Origin of the sequence: Catellatospora paridis (genome assembly GCF_009720365.1) — a bacterium.
GTDB lineage: Bacteria > Actinomycetota > Actinomycetes > Mycobacteriales > Micromonosporaceae > Catellatospora > Catellatospora paridis.
The window spans coordinates 13,722-28,876 of sequence record NZ_ML769321.1 but is presented as its reverse complement, the minus strand read 5'-3'; the positions used below and the strand labels follow the sequence as shown (position 1 = coordinate 28,876).

General features: G+C 73.8%; 7 protein-coding genes. 3 read left to right on the top strand and 4 right to left on the bottom strand.

Features of this window, described 5'->3' with window-relative positions; genetic code table 11:
* Positions 1-28: 28 nt before the first annotated feature.
* The 3 genes from F9C41_RS23835 to F9C41_RS23825 form a co-directional block, all read right to left on the bottom strand.
* Positions 29-5,566, bottom strand: a complete 5,538-nt coding sequence (locus F9C41_RS23835; protein WP_230689945.1) for a non-ribosomal peptide synthetase/MFS transporter — start codon at positions 5,564-5,566, stop codon at positions 29-31.
* The gene (locus F9C41_RS23830) at positions 5,563-8,634 is read right to left on the bottom strand and encodes a condensation domain-containing protein (RefSeq protein WP_196279916.1); all 3,072 of its coding nucleotides are present in this window, start codon (positions 8,632-8,634) and stop codon (positions 5,563-5,565) included. The genes F9C41_RS23835 and F9C41_RS23830 overlap by 4 nt, the downstream gene beginning before the upstream one ends.
* A gap of 371 nt (positions 8,635-9,005) precedes the next feature.
* A complete protein-coding gene (locus F9C41_RS23825; RefSeq protein ID WP_155389064.1) occupies positions 9,006-10,484 on the bottom strand; it encodes a glycoside hydrolase family 3 protein in 1,479 nt (492 codons plus the stop codon).
* Positions 10,485-10,693: 209 nt separating this feature from the next.
* On the opposite strand from F9C41_RS23825, the gene F9C41_RS23820 reads away from it, so the two are divergent.
* Together F9C41_RS23820 and F9C41_RS23815 are read left to right on the top strand one after the other, a co-directional pair.
* Positions 10,694-11,095 carry a GntR family transcriptional regulator gene (locus F9C41_RS23820; protein WP_155389063.1) on the top strand — a complete coding sequence of 134 codons (402 nt, stop codon included), beginning with the start codon at positions 10,694-10,696 and terminating at the stop codon, positions 11,093-11,095.
* Positions 11,092-11,319 carry an ATP-binding cassette domain-containing protein gene (locus F9C41_RS23815; protein ID WP_155389062.1) on the top strand — a complete coding sequence of 76 codons (228 nt, stop codon included), beginning with the start codon at positions 11,092-11,094 and terminating at the stop codon, positions 11,317-11,319. Before F9C41_RS23820 ends, F9C41_RS23815 begins: the two co-directional genes overlap by 4 nt.
* 30 nt (positions 11,320-11,349) lie before the next feature.
* Here F9C41_RS23815 and F9C41_RS23810 read toward each other — a convergent pair whose 3' ends face one another.
* Positions 11,350-13,323: a PASTA domain-containing protein gene (locus tag F9C41_RS23810; RefSeq protein WP_230689944.1), complete on the bottom strand. Its 1,974-nt coding sequence runs from the start codon at positions 13,321-13,323 to the stop codon at positions 11,350-11,352.
* A 221-nt stretch (positions 13,324-13,544) separates the two neighbouring features.
* Between F9C41_RS23810 and F9C41_RS23805 the strand changes: the two genes are divergently transcribed.
* Complete coding sequence (locus F9C41_RS23805; protein ID WP_155389061.1) at positions 13,545-15,152, top strand: ABC-F family ATP-binding cassette domain-containing protein; 1,608 nt, start codon at positions 13,545-13,547, stop codon at positions 15,150-15,152.
* Positions 15,153-15,155 lie beyond the last annotated feature (3 nt).

Below are 15,155 nucleotides of genomic sequence, written 5' to 3'. Positions count from 1 at the left end.
CCGCGTTGAGCCCACATCGCCCGCGCGTTCACGCGGCCACCTTCTCGCGGTCCCGCGGCCGGCTCACGTCGGCAGCCGGTCCACCGTCCTGCTGCGCATTGCGGCTGCGTAGCAGTTCCAGGCCGACCTGGTCGTCGGGGCGGGCGTCGGGGACCTCGTCGTCGAAGCGGGCGATGCGCGGAATCCGCATGGACACCAGCACCACGGCCGCGATGCAGACCGCGAGGATCAGGTAGAGCAGGCCGATGCCGCGGCCCTCGCCGGTGCCGATGACCCGCCCCACCGTGCTCGCGAGCGCGCCGCCGTCGGCCATCAGCGGTTCCAGCATGCTGGAGCCGACCGGCCCGACCAGCGTCCAGCCGAGCGGCAGCGTCGACCAGGCGATCACCGTGTTGATCGCGAACACCCGGCCGTGGAACCGCTGCGGCACCTTGACCTGCACGATCGTGGTGTAGACGCCGTTGAGCAGCACCAGCCACATCGAGATGCCGAACGAGCCGATCGCGATCACCCACAGCGTCGGCCGCAGCCCGATGACGAGGCAGAACACGGCCAGCACCAGGGTGCAGCACAGCACGGTGAACAGCCGCCGGTGCCGTGGGCCGCCCCAGACGCTCATCGTGAGGCCGCCGAGGAACGCGCCGACACCGCCCGCCACCGACACCTGCGCGACCTGGTCGAGCCCGCCGAACGCGAGCACCAGCGGCGTCATCATCAGGAACAGCGGCGACAGGAACACGTTGAGTCCCATGAAGAACCCGAGCATGGCCCGGAAGCCGCGATTGCCCCAGGAGAAGCGGAAGCCCTCGCGGATCTCCGCGCCGAGGCTCTCCCGCCGCCGCCAGGCCAGCGTGCGCGGGAAGCGCACCAGCAGCACGATGACGATCGCGGCCGCGTAGCTGAGCACGTCGATGATCAGGATGCCGCCGAGGTCGATCACGGCGAGCAGCGCCACCGACAGCATCGGCATCATGATGGTGGCCACGCCGCCGATCATCTGCACGACGCCGTTCGCGTGGCCCAGGTACTGCTTGGGCACGAGCTGCGGGATCGCCGAACCGTAGGCCAGGCGCTGGAACGTCAGCGACACCGACAGCAGCACGATCAGCGGGTAGATGTGCCACACCTGCAGCGATCCGGTCCACAGCAGCAGGCCCAGGACGAGCTGGGTGCCGCCCGCGCCGACGTCGCCGCAGAGCATGACGGCCCGTCTGCTGTACCGGTCGACGATCGCCCCGGCCACCGGCAGCACGATCAGGCCCGGCACCAGCCCGGCGACCGCGAGCAGCGAGAAGTCGAGCAGCGACCCGGTCTGCTGCAGCACCCACAGCGGCAGCGCCACGTCGGTCAGCGTCGAGCCGAGGATGGAGATGAGCTGCGCGAACGCGACCGCGAGGAAGCGGCCCATGCTGGGCTGCGGACCGGCGGTGACGACGCGGCTCGTGGCCTGCGAGGTGTCGTGCAGCCACCAGCTCGCCCGCTCGCCGCGTTCCGGGCGGGTCAGCGGCTGCGGCTGCTCGGCGGTGACCGCGGGGTCGACCGTGGTGACGATCTCGGCCAGCTCGTCGGCCCGCCACTTGAGGAAGAAGTGCCCGGCCTCGTCGAGCACGACGACCGCGGCCCGGTCGGTGAGGAAGTGCCACTCCTTGAAGCGCTCGGGGTAGAACTCGGTCGCCGGGTCGCGTTCGCCCGCCACCGCGATGATCGGGGCCCGCAGCCGTTCCGCGCCGCTGTGCATCAGCTCGGTGAAGTACTCCTCGGCGCTGTCGGAGTCCCGGCGCATGTTGCGGATGATCTGGCGGGCCTGGCCGGGTTCGATGTCGCTCATGTCGACGCCCATGGAGGTCAGCCAGTTGGCGTACGCCTTGTCCGAGCGCAGCGACTCCATCTTCGTGATCCGCGACAGGGCCATCCACACCTTGCTCTGCGGCCGGGCGAACGGGAAGATCGCGCCGATGTAGACCGCTTCGAGGTCGCGGCCGCGCTGTTCGAGCCGCCGGGCGATCTCGACGGTCAGCGCGGAGCCGACGCCGCAGTGGCCGTACAGCGCGACCGGTCCGGCGACCTTCTCCATGATCTCGACGGTGCAGCGTTCGGCCAGCTCGTCGAAGGGCAGCGCCGCCTCGTCGAGGCCGATGTCGTGGCCGGGGATGGCGACCGAGAACAGCCGGTGCCCGGCGGGCAGCGCGTCGGCGAGCGGCTGGTACACCACGGCGCTGCCGCCGCCGTAGGGCACGCAGACCAGGCTGCGCACCAGCTGCGCGGACGGCACCGGGCGGGTCAGCTCGTGCACCAGGGCCCGCGGGCCGCGCTGGTCTTCCGGCACGTCGATGAGCTGGGCCAGCTCGCGTACCGTGCGGTTCTTGAACAGGTCCATCACGGACACGCCCGCGCCGACCGCCCGGCGCAGCTTCGCGATGACCTGCGTGGCGAGCAGCGAGTGCCCGCCGAGGTCGAAGAAGTCGTCGTCGCGGCCGACCTGCGGCACGTCGAGCACCTCGGCCCAGATCGCGGCGACGGTCACCTCGGTCGGCGTCGCCGGGGCCTCGAACGCGGCGTTGGCGTCCCGGCCGCGCTGCGGCGCGGGCAGCGACCGGCGATCCAGCTTGCCGCTCGGGCTCAGCGGGAGCGCGTCGAGCACCACGTATGCGGTGGGCACCATGTAGTCGGGCAGCCGCCGCTTGAGGGCCGCCCGCACCTCGGCGGTGTCGGGTTCGGCGTCGACCACGAGGTAGGCGGCCAGACGCCTGTCGCCGGGTGAGTCCTCGCGGACCACGACGGCCGCCTCGCGGACGCCGGGCTGGTCGCGCAGCGCCGCCTCGATCTCGCCGAGCTCGATGCGCAGGCCGCGCAGCTTCACCTGGCCGTCGATGCGGCCGAGGAAGTCGATCGTGCCGTCGGGCCGCCACCGGGCCAGGTCACCGGTGCGGTAGAGGCGCCGCCCGGACAGGCCGGTGACGAACTTCTCCGCGGTCAGCTCGGGCCGGTTCAGGTAGCCGTGGGCCAGGCCGACACCGGCCAGGTGCAGCTCGCCGGGCACCCCGACGGGCAGCGGTTCGCCGTGCTCGTCGAGCACGTAGACGGCCATGTTGTCGATGGGCGCGCCGATCGGCACCCGAGCCAGCCCGGCCAGGTGCTGCGGTGTGCAGTGGTACGCGGTGACGTCGATCGCGGCCTCGGTCGGCCCGTACAGGTTGTGCAGCTGCGCGCCGGGCAGCGCGGCCAGGGTCCGGGTCGCCAGGTCGACGGGCAGCTCCTCCCCGCTGCACACGATCAGCCGCAGCGAGCCGCACCGGTCCACGTCGGACTCGGCCAGGAACATGCCCAGCATCGACGGCACGAAGTGCAGGGTCGTCACACCCTCGGCGACGATCAGGTCAAGCAGGTATGCCGCGTCCTTGTGGCCGCCGGGCCGGGCCAGCACCAGCCGCGCTCCGGCCAGCAGCGGCCAGAAAAACTCCCACACCGACACGTCGAACCCGGCCGGGGTCTTCTGCAGCACCGTGTCCGCGGCGGACAGGCCGTAGCGGCGCTGCATCCAGTGCAGCCGGTTGACGATGCCGCGATGCCCGTTGAGCACGCCCTTCGGGCGGCCGGTCGAGCCGGACGTGTAGATGGCGTAGGCGACGTCGTCGGCCCCGGCGAGCGGCTCGGGCGCGGTCTCGGGAACGCCGTCCCAGGTGGCCGCGTCGTCGAGGGCGAGCACGGGACGGTCCGTGTCCGGCAGCACCGTGCGGGCGTCCCCCGCGGTGAGCACGGCGGCCACGTCGGCGTCGTCGAGCATGAACGCCAGCCGCTCGGCCGGATACTCCGGGTCCAGCGGCAGGTAAGCCGCGCCCGAGATCAGCACGCCGAGCAGCCCGGCCACCAGGTCGTGGCTGCGCTCGGCGCACACCGCGACCAGGCGGCCCGGTCCCGCGCCGTGCTCGCGCAGCCGGTGCGCGATGCGGTGCGCCCGGCTCAGCAGCTGCGCGTAGGTGAGGGTGTCGCCCTCGAAGGTCAGCGCCGGGGCGTGCGGAGTGTCCGCGGCCTGCCGCTGGATCAGCCCGTGCAGCGTGGCGGTGTCGGGGAACGCGGCGGCCGTGTCGTTCCAGCCGGTCAGCACCTGCTCGCGGGCGGCGCCGGTGACGGTCGACAGGCGGCTCAGCGGCCGGTGCGGGTCGGCGACGACCGCGCTGAGCAGCTGCTCGAAGCTGTCGGCCAGGCGGGCGACGGTGTCGGCGGTGAACAGGTCGGTGTTGTACGTGAACGAACCCCACAGCCCGTCCACGCCCTCCAGCAGCGACAGCTCCAGGTCGAACCGGGTCGCCACGGCCCGGGAGCCGAACGGCGACACGCTCAGCCCCGTCGCCGAGGCCCGGCCCGGCGCGGTGTAGTTCTGCAGCGCGAACACCACCTGGAACACCGCCGAGCGGCCGACGTCGCGGACCACGTTCAGCTCGGTGATCAGCTGCTCGAACGACAGGTCCTGGTGGGCGTAGCCGTCCAGGGTGGCCTCCCGGACCCGGCCCAGCAGCTGCGCGAACGTCGGGTCGCCGGCCGCGTCGATCCGGGTGACCAGCATGTTGACGAACATGCCGATGAGCGGCTCCAGCTCGGCGTGGGTGCGCCCGGCCTGCGGCGAGCCGATCGCGAAGTCGTCGGCACGGGCATGCCGGGCCAGCACCGCCGCGTACGCCGCCAGCAGCGTCATGTACAGCGTCGCCCCGTGCTCGCGGGCCAGCCGCTGCAACGCCCCGACCAGCTCCCCGTCGAGGGTCACGCCGTGCGCCGCACCGGCGAACGTCTGCTCGACCGGGCGCGGCGAGTCCGTCGGCAGGTCCAGCGGCGGCACCCCGGTCAGCCGCTCCTTCCAGAACGCCACGTCCCGCTCGTGCGCACCGTCGACGACGCGGGCACGCTGCCAGACCGCGAAGTCGCCGTACTGCGCCGCCAGCGGCGTCAGCGGCTCGGGTGCGCCCGTGGCAAGCGCGTCGTAGTACGCGACCAGCTCGCCGACCAGGACGTCCACGGACCAGCCGTCGCAGACGATGTGGTGCACGGCGAGCATCAGCACGTGCTCGTCAGCGCCGAGGTGGTAGAGGGCGGCGCGCAGCAGCGGGCCGGCGGCCAGGTCGAACGGCTCGGCGAGGCGGGTCTGCACGGCGCGGTGCACGAACTCCTCGCGCTCGGCGGCGTCGTCACCGGCCACGTCGAGCACCGGCAGGTCGACGTCGACGATGTCGTCGAGGTGCAGCACCGGCTCGCCATCGGCGGTCGCACCGAACCGCATGCGCAGGCTCTCGTGCCGGGCCGCGACGGCGTTCAGCGCCGCCCGCAGCACCGCCGGGTCCAGCGCACCGCGCACCCGCAGCACCACCGGGATCGTGTACGCGGCCGTGCCCGGCGCGAACTGCTCCATGAACCACAGCCGCTCCTGGGCGTGCGACAGCGGCACCGGCCCGCCCGCCGCCCGCGGCGTGATCGCGGCCGGGGCGGCGGCGCTCTGCTTCAGCCGCGCGGCCAGCAGCGAGCGCTTCGTCGCCGACAGCGCGACCGCCTGCGGGTTCTCGGCGATGTCGGTCACGGCGCTCCCTGTCCGGCCGCCGCGAGCTGTGCCGCGGCCTCGTCCTCGGTGAGCCGGTCGATCTCGGCGATGAGCGCCTCCTCGACGGCGGTGGCGAACCCGGCGACGGTGGGCCGGTCGAACAGCGCCCGGATGGGCAGATCCAGGTCGACGGCGGCCCGCAACCGGGCGATCACCCGGGTGGCCAGCAGTGAATGGCCGCCCAGGGCGAAGAAGTCGTCGCCCGCGCCGACCCGGTCCACCGGCAGCAGCTCGGTGAAGATCCCGGCGACCAGCGCCTCGGCGTCGGTGCGCGGCGCGACGTACGCGGCGTGGACCTCGTCGCCGACGGTCACCGGGGGCAGCGCCCGCAGGTCGACCTTGCCGTTGCGGGTCAGCGGCAGCTCGGGCAGCACCACGATCACGCTGGGCACGAGCAGCGCGGGCAGCCGCGATGCGGCGTACGCGCGCACTTCGTCCGCGCCCGCGGCACCGGTGACGTAACCGACCAGGGTGTCGCCGACCGCGGTCACGGCCACCTGCCCGACCTGCGGGTGTCCGGTGAGGACGGCTTCGACCTCGCCCGGCTCGACGCGTACGCCGCGCACCTTGAGCTGCCGGTCGACGCGGCCGAGGAACTCCAGCGTGCCTTCGCCGCGCAGCAGCCGGACCCGGTCGCCGGTGCGGTACATCAGGCCCGGCCCGTACGGGTCGGCCACGAAACGCTCGGCGGTGAGGTCGGGTCGGCCCAGGTAGCCGTCGGCCAGCCCGGCCCCGGCCAGGCACAACTCGCCGGCCGCACCCGGCGGCACGAGGCGGCCGGCCGCGTCGAGCACGTAGGCGCGCACCCCGGCCAGCGGGCGGCCGATCGGCGGGCGGCGGGTCGTGTCGGCGGGGCCGAGGTCGGCGGCGGTCGCGATGATCGTCGCCTCGGTCGGGCCGTACGTGTTGACCAGGCGGATCCGGTCGCCGTGCCGGTCGCGCCAGGCGGCGACCGCGGCGGCGTCGACCTGCTCGCCGCCGAGGATGACCAGGCGCAGCGCGGCGGGCCAGGCGGGCACCACGTCCAGCAGCGCCTGCCAGTAGGCGGTGGGCAGGTCGAGCACGGTGATGGCGGGGTCGGCGGCGAGCACCTCGGGCAGCGACTGCGGGCCGTCGGGCAGCAGCACCAGGGTGCCGCCGGTGGCCAGGGTCGGCCAGATCTCCTCGGCGTGCGTGTCGAAACCGATACCCGCGAACTGCACGACCCGGTCGGCGGCGGTCAGGGCGTAGGCGTCGGCCATCCAGGCGGTGCGGTCGTCGAGGGCCGCGCGGCCGACGAGCACGGCTTTGGGCGTACCCGTGGATCCGGAGGTGAACAGCACGTATGCCGCGCCGGGTGCGGCGGCCGGGACGGGCGCGCCCGGCGCGACGCCCTGCGGGGTGAGCACCGCGGCGAGCGCGGCCTGCGCGGTCATCTCCTCGCGGCGGGCGACGGGCAGCTGCGGGTCCACCGGGACGTAACCGGCCCCGGCCCGCCACACTGCCAGCAGCGATGCGACCAGGTCCGGCCCGCGCGGCACGCTGACCCCGACCAGCCCGCCCGGGGCGACCCCGGCGGTCCGCAGCGCGTCGGCCAGCTCGCCGGACCGCATCCACAGGTCGCGGTAGGACACCCGCTCGCCGCCACTGATCAGTGCGACCGCGTCGGGCGTGGCCGCGACGGTGTGCTCGATCCGGGACAGCAGCGGCTCGGCCTGCGGCAGTTCGGGGCCGGTGGCCAGGCGCAGCAGCTCGGCCCCGGTGTCGTCGTCGACCAGGGGCAGCTCGCGCACCCGCAGGTCGGGGTCGGCGAGCACGGCGTGCAGCAGCGCGGTGAACCGGTCGGCGAGCGCGTGCGCGGTCGCCGCGTCGAACAGGTCGCTGTTGTACGTCAGCACCACGTCCATCGCGTCCACGCTGGTCTGCACGTCCATCGCGACGTCGGTCTTGACGTGCGGCGCGCCGGAGTCGAACGCCTCCGCGGCCAGGCCGCCGAAGCCCTCGGTCGCCGTCGCCGAGATGTTCATGGTGGTGTGCAGGGTGAAGGTGGCCTGGAAAAGCGCGTTGCGGCTCAGGTCGCGGGGCAGGTGCAGCCGCGCGGTGAGGTCCTCGAACGGGATCTCCGGGTGCGCGAACGCCTCCATGAACGACTTGCGGGTGCGCAGCACCAGGTCGCGGAAGCTCACGTCGCCGGACAGGTCGGCGCGCAGCACCAGCATGCCGCTGAAGTAGCCGAAGACCGCCTCCAGCGCGACGTCGTCACGCCCCGCGACCGGGGTCCCCACGCAGATGTCGTCCTGCCCGGCAAACTGCGCCAGGGTCAGCTCGTACAGCGTCACCAGCAGCATGAACGGGGTGCAGCGCAGCTGCCGGGCGGCGGCCTGCACGGCCTGCTGGATCTCGCCCGGGAACTCGCGCAGCACCACGCCGCCGGACGAGGTGCGCACCGGGGGGCGTGGCCGGTCCAGCGGCAGGTCCAGCGTCGGCGGGTCGGCGAACACACCCGTCCAGAAGTCGAGCGCCGAGGTGTCGGCGGTGCGCCGGTCGCGGGCGTGGTCGAGGTGGCGCACCGCGGGCGGGGTCGGCTCGATGCCGCGGTAGGACTCGGTGACCTGCCGGTAGAGCAGGTTCATCGACCAGCCGTCGCCGACGATGTGGTGCACCACCATGCACAGCACGTGCTCGTCGGCGGCCAGCCGCAGCAGGCCGACCCGGATCAGGTGGCCCTGCGCCAGGTCGAACGGCCGGGCCAGTAGTTCCTCGACCCGCTGACGTGCCGCGGCCTGCGGGTCGGGTTCGCCGGTCAGGTCGGTGTACTCGATCGGCGTCGGCCGGGGCGGCTGGATCTGCTGGTACGGCACGCCGTCGTGGTCGCCGAAGCGGGTGCGCAGGCTCTCGTGCCGGCGGGTCGCGTCGTCGAACGCCCGCGCCAGCAGCTCGCGGTCCAGCTCGCCGCGCAGGCGGCTGGTCGTCGAGATGTGGTACGCGGCGTCGCCGGGGTCGAGCCGGTCCAGGAACCACAGTCGCTCCTGGGCCGCCGTCAGCGGGCCGTGCTCGGGCTCGGGCATGCGCCTCCCCCGCCGTCCGAATGCGATTGATTCGGACGCCACCGTAAAGTGCATTTCCGTAATTGGCAAGACTCTTAACTGAGACGCATCGACAGCCGTGGCCTGCGAATAGACACCCCTCGACCCATTACCGCCTCCGGCCTGCAAACCGGCTGACGCAATCGACAGCATGCCGTTTTGTGGCCGTGGCGATCGAGCGAGTCGATTCGTCCCAGTGGCGCGCAACGTCACCGTGGGCGGCGGTCGCCCTCTTCCATAGACGTTGGCCTATCTGATCGAGTTCGATCTTCGAAAGCTCGACCAGATAGGCCAACGTCTATCTCAAAACGGGCCCGTCCGGACCCGGGCGGCGGTGGCCGGGCGCGGTGGCCTCAGCTCTGTCCGGTGAGGACCTCGGCGGCCGCGACCGCGCACGCGCGGGTGCCGCCGTGGGTGACCAGATAGGTCGCGCCGACCGGAGCCGGTTCCGGCATGCCCAGCTCCACCACGACCGCGTCCGGCCGCGCGGCCAGCAGCGCCGCGCGGGCCGCCACCGCCCACGGGCGCTGCCGCACGTCGCGTCCCACCACGACCAGCGGGCGGCCGGCGGCAGCGGCCAGCGCCGCGTCCAGCCACGACGGTGCGGCGTCGGCGGCCACCCGCTCGGCGGTCGTCGCGGCCCACCGAGCGCCGAGCGGCGCGGCCACCCCCCACGGCATGGCCTGGTCCACCGCGATGCCGGTCGGGGTGTCCAGCTCCACCACGTGCGGCGGCGCGGCCAGTGGCAGGCCCGGCCCGGTCACCCGCACGGCGCGCCGGGCCGCCCGCAACCCCACCTCGGGCGTACGCGGCACGGTCGCCGCCGACGCCACCCGCTGCCACGCCGCCAGCTCGCGCACCCGCGCCGCGGCGTCGGCGAGCCGCTGCTCGGCCAGCACGCCCTCGCGCACCGCGGTGACGATCGAGTTGCGCAGCAGCCCGACGATGCCCTCGTTCTTGTACTCGCCGCCGACGCAGATCGCGTCCGCACCCGCGGCCAGCGCCCGCACCGCCGCCCCGCCGACGCCCCACTGCCGGGCCACCGCCGCCATCTCGATGCCGTCGGTGACGATCAGCCCGTCGAAGCCCAGCTCCTCGCGCAGCAGCCCGGCGAGCAGGGCGGGGCTGAGCGTGGCGGGCAGCTCGGCGTCGTACGCCGACACCAGCAGGTGCCCGGTCATCACCGCACGCACCCCGGCTCGGATCGCCGCGGCGAACGGCGGCAGCGCGACCGCCGCCAGCTCCGCACGGGACGAGTCGACGCGGGCGGCGTCGTAGTGGGAGTCCTCGACCGTGTCGCCGTGGCCGGGGAAGTGCTTGGCGCAGGCCGCGACGCCGGCCGACTGCAGGCCGCGCACCCAGGCCGCGCTGTGCCGGGCCACCAGCGCCGGGTCCGCGCCGAAGGACCGCACCCCGATGACCACGTTCTCCGGCCTCGAGTTGACGTCGACGGTCGGCGCGTAGTTGAGCGTGACGCCGACCGCGGCCAGGTCGGCACCGATGTCGCGGGCCACCGCCTCGGTCAGCACGGCGTCGTCGACCGCGCCGAGGGCCAGGTTGCCGGGCCGGTCGCTGCCGGTGCCCGCGTCGAGCCGGGTGACGTCCCCGGCCTCCTCGTCGACCGCGATGACCACGTCTGGGTTCTCCGCCCGCAACTGCGCGGTGAGCGCGGCGACCTGCGCCCGATCGGTGATGTTGCGGGAGTAGAGCGCGACGCCGCCCAGGCCGCGGCCGAGGCGTCGGCGCACCCAGTCCGGCGCGGCGGTGCCGACGAAGCCCGGCTGCAGCACGGTGTCGGCCAGCAGGGCCAGGTCGGTGTCGAGCTGCGTCATGTCGCTTCCCCTTCGCTCACCAAACGCTTGCGCGGTGCTCGTTCGCGCGCGTTGTGAACGCCGGAGCGTCAGTTGTGCGCACGACTGCGCGGGAGCGTACCGGCCTCGACCCGAAAACCGCAGCACCGTCCCGGCGGCTCTTGCGCGCCAAGATCTGCTGTGTCCTATCGCACTAGTACATTAGTAACCGTGTCGTGCGAGGTGGTGCCGTGTTCGCCTTCCGCCTTGACTCCCGATCGGGAGTGCCGACGTACCTGCAACTGGTCGAGCAGGTGCGCCGCGGGCTGCTGCTCGGGTACCTGGTCGACGGCGAGCAGCTGCCGACCGTACGCGAGGTCGCCGCGGCGCTGGTCGTGAACCCGAACACCGTCGCCAAGGCGTACCGCGAACTCGAACGCGCCGGGCTCGCCGCACCCCGCGCCGGGCAGGGCACCTTCGTGATCGCCGGCGCCGACCAGGTGCCGCCCGCCGTGCACGCCAGGCTGTCGGCCCGGCTGCGCGCCTGGGTGCGGGCCGCGCACGAGGCGGGCCTCGCCCCCGAGCAGGTCCGCGCCCTGGTCACCACGGTGCTGGACGACGAGCGGACCACGGCCCGGGCGGAGGCGGCATGACCGGCGTATCCGCGCTGCGCTTGCTCGGGCTCGGCAAGCGCTACGGCCGGCGCGCCTGGGCGCTGCGCGACTGCACCCTCGACTTGCCCCAGGGCCACGTCATCGGCCTGGTCGGCGCGAACGGCGCGGGCGAGACCACGCTGCTGCAGCTGGCCATCGGCCTGCTCAAGCCCACCGAGGGCCCGGTGTCGATGTTCGGGCTGGTGCGCCGGCGCACGGCCTGAGCCGCGCGCCGGCCGCGCCCGGTCTGACGCTCAGCGCCGCGGCTCGCACCTGAGCACGACGCGCTGGCCCGGCTGGAGTTTGCTGCCCGCGTTCGGGAACTGCCGGTCCACCCGGTACTGGTTCTTGTCCCCGCGGACCCCGCGCAGCTCGACGCGCAGGCCCATCGCGGTGAGGTGGTTCTCCGCGTCGCCGCAGCCCCAGTTGCCCACCTCCGGCATGACCGTGCCGTCGGCGTTCTTACTGACCTGCAGCTTCACGACGGTGTTGCGCTCCACGCCGGTGCCCAGCACGGGGTCCTGCTTGACCACGGTGTCGAAGGGCTTGTCCGAGTCGACCTGCTCGACCTCGACCCGCAACCCCAGGCCCTCCAGGATGGACCTGGCCTCGCCCAGCGGCTTGCCCTCCACCGAGGGCACGGTCACCGGGGCACGGCCCTTGCTGAGGACCACCTGGATCTCGGCGCCGACCTCGACCTCGTCACCCGCCTTGGGCACGGTCTCCAGCACCGAACCCTTCGGGACCAGGTCGGTGTACTTCTCCGCGGCCTTCTGCGGCCTCAGCTTCAGCGGGTCGGCCTGCAGGTCGGCGACGGCCTGGTCCCACGGCTTGCCGGACACGTCCGGCACCACGTAACGCTCGGGGCCGGCGGACAGGGTCAGCGTCACCGTGCCGCCGCTCACCACGTCGTCGCCGGCGGCCGGATCCTGCGCGAGCACCACGTCCTTGGGCACGTCCTCGCGGAACAGCGGCTTGGCGTAGGCGAACTGCAGGCCTGCGCCGCGCAGCGTGGCCTCGGCCTGCTCCCGGGTGAGGTTCAGCAGCTGCGGCGCGGTGTCGTACCGGCCGAAGGCGACGTAATAGCCGCCGGTCAGCACCAGCAGCGCCAGCACGACCGCGCCCGCCGTCAGCGCCATCCGCCCGCGCGGATCGCCCATCAGCCGCGTGTACTGCTGCTTCGCCTGCTCCAGCAGGCCCGCCACCGGGAAGGCCGACACCTTCTCGGTGCGCGGGCGCGTACGCGGCTCGGCGGGCGCGTCGTGCAGCCGGGCCCAGGCGGGGCGGCCGGTGGGCTGGACCTGGTTGACCATCATGGTCTCCTGCGCCACCTGGCGCATCCGCGTGGTGGCGTCGGCGACGCCGTGGCGGGCCGACTGCACCGCGGCCAGCATCGCGCCGGCGTCCATGAACCGGGCGCCCGGAGCGCGGCGGGTGGCCGAGGCGACGAGGTCGTCGAGCATCGGCGGCAGCCCGCCGACCACCTGCGAGGGCGCCGGCACGTCCTGCTGGACGTGCTGCCAGGCCACCTCGACCGGGCGCTCGCCCTGATACGGCGCCCGGCCGGTGAGCAGCTCGAACAGCATGATCCCGGTGCTGTACACGTCGCCGCGCGGGTCGACGCGGCCGTCGGACACGAACTCCGGCGCGACGTACGCGGCGCTGATCGACGGCTCCGCCCCGCCGGCCTCGACGGCGTCGGCGAGCCCGAGGTCGGTCACCTTGACCACCGCTTCGGTCAGGTCGCGGCCGCCACCGGGCGCCTCGGCGATCATGATGTTCTCCGGCTTGACCGCGCGGTGCACCAGCCCGGTACGGTGCGCCGCGGCCAGCGCGGCCAGGACCTGCTCGGTCACCGCCAGCGCCTCGGTCGGGCTGAGCCGGCGGCGTTCGTCGAGGATGTCGCGCAGCGTGCGGCCGCGCACGAACTCGGTCACCAGGAACGGCACACCGCCGTGCATGCCCTGGCCGTAGAACGCGGCCACGTTCGGATGCGTCAGCCGGGCCAGCCCCGTCGCCTCCTCGGCGAACCGGTCCGGGTGGAAGGCCGCGGCCTGGCCCCGGCGCGGCTGCGGTGGGTGGATCATCTTGAGCGCGACGGTGCGGCCCAGGCGCTCGTCGACTGCGGCGTAGACCGTCGCCATGCCGCCGCGGGCCACGCATCCGCGGATGCGCAGGCGACCGTCGACGAGCGTGCCGAGGAGGGGATCGGCGAGCTGAGCGTCCATGGCAGCGCAGTCTAGGGCAGTTGCCGAGATCATGACTCGCCCGATGGCGGGATAGGCCGCGACCTGCGGCGATGTACCGACACGCCGACCCCGATATTCGTTTGCCGATCACCGGAAGTCGACGTACCGTCGACGGCGATGTGAGCCACTGACACCTTTCCGCGCCCGCGACCGAGGCACTGCCCGGCGGGCGGAAGAGTCGATCTTGTCGGTGGTGTTCCATGTCCTATTCCGCCCTGCTTGCCCATGATCTCGTCCGTACCCTCGGCACGCGCCGGGTGCTCGACGGCGTCAGCCTCACCGCGTCCCCCGGTCACCGGATCGGGCTGATCGGCGAGAACGGCGCCGGCAAGTCCACCCTGCTGCGGCTGCTGGCCGGGGCCGACGAACCCGACTCCGGCACCGTCGTGCGCCCCGACGACCTCGGCTACCTGCACCAGGAGATGCCGTTCGACGCCGCCGCGACGATCGCTGACGTGATCGACGACGCGCTGCGCGAGGCCCGTACGGACCTCGCCGAGCTCGACCGGCTCACCGCGGAACTCGCCGCGACCGCACCGGAGTCCCCCGGATACCCGGACCTGCTCGCCGCGTACGGCGAGCGGCTGGACCGCGCCCAGGAGCACGAGGCCTGGGACGCCGACCGGCGCGCGGAGATCGTGCTGGCCGGGCTCGGCCTCGGCGGCATCGCGCACGAGCGCCCGCTCGGCTCGCTGTCCGGCGGGCAGCGCGCGCGGCTCGCGCTGGCCGCGCTGCTGGCCCGGCGCCCGTCGGCGCTGCTGCTCGACGAGCCCACCAACCACCTCGACGACGCCGCCGCGGCCTTCCTCGAGGAGCAGCTGCGCGGCCTGCCCGGGGTCGTCGTGGTGGCCAGCCACGACCGGGCGTTCCTCGACGCCGTCTGCACCGACCTGGTCGACCTCGACCCGGCCGTCGGCGGCCCGACCCGCTACGGCGGCAACTACACCGCGTACCAGGCCGAGAAGCAGGCGGAGCGGGCCCGCTGGCAGCGCCGCTTCGAGCAGGAGCAGGAGGAGCTCGACGACCTGCGCCAGGCCGCCTCGGTCACCGCGCACCAGGTCGCGCCGGGCCGGGCCAAGCGCGACAACGAGAAGATGAACTACGGCCACACCACCGGCCGGGTGCAGAACCAGATCTCGCGCCGGGTCCGCAACGCCTCCCGCCGCCTCGACGAACTGGAACGCGAGCAGGTGCGCCGCCCGCCGGAGCCGCTGCGGTTCCGTGCCACGCGGCTCGCGAGCACGTCGGCCGACGGCACCCTGCTGTCGCTGCGCGACGTACACGTGCCCGGCCGCCTGGCCCTCGACCGGCTCGACCTGTCGTCGGCGGACCGGCTGCTGGTCACCGGGGCCAACGGCGCGGGCAAGTCGACGCTGCTCGCGGTGCTCGCCGGGCGGCTGTCCACCGCGGGCGAGGTGCAGCGGCGGCGCGGGCTGACCGTGGGACTGCTGGCCCAGGACACCGTGTTCGACCGGCCCGACCGCACCGCCCGGGAGACCTACGAGCTGACACTGGGCACCGCGCGCGCCGAGGCCGTGCCGCTGGGCGACCTCGGACTGCTCGCCCCACGCGACCAGGGCACCCGGGTGGGCGACCTGTCGGTCGGCCAGCGCCGCCGGCTGGCCCTGGCGCTGCTGGTGGCCGACCCGCCGGAGCTGCTGCTGCTCGACGAGCCGACCAACCACCTGTCGCCACGCCTGGCCGACGAGCTGGAGCAGGCGCTGGGCAGCGGTCCGGGCGCGATCGTGGTCGCCAGCCACGACCGCTGGCTGCGCTCCCGCTGGCCGGGCCGCGAACTGCGGCTGTGACCG

Coding starts and splice junctions, on each gene's coding strand:
- F9C41_RS23830 (WP_196279916.1), bottom strand. CDS start 8,634: ATGCCCGAGCCCGAGCACGGCCCGCTGACGGCGGCCCAGGAGCGACTG.
- F9C41_RS23810 (WP_230689944.1), bottom strand. CDS start 13,323: ATGGACGCTCAGCTCGCCGATCCCCTCCTCGGCACGCTCGTCGACGGT.
- F9C41_RS23825 (WP_155389064.1), bottom strand. CDS start 10,484: ATGACGCAGCTCGACACCGACCTGGCCCTGCTGGCCGACACCGTGCTG.
- F9C41_RS23815 (WP_155389062.1), top strand. CDS start 11,092: ATGACCGGCGTATCCGCGCTGCGCTTGCTCGGGCTCGGCAAGCGCTAC.
- F9C41_RS23805 (WP_155389061.1), top strand. CDS start 13,545: ATGTCCTATTCCGCCCTGCTTGCCCATGATCTCGTCCGTACCCTCGGC.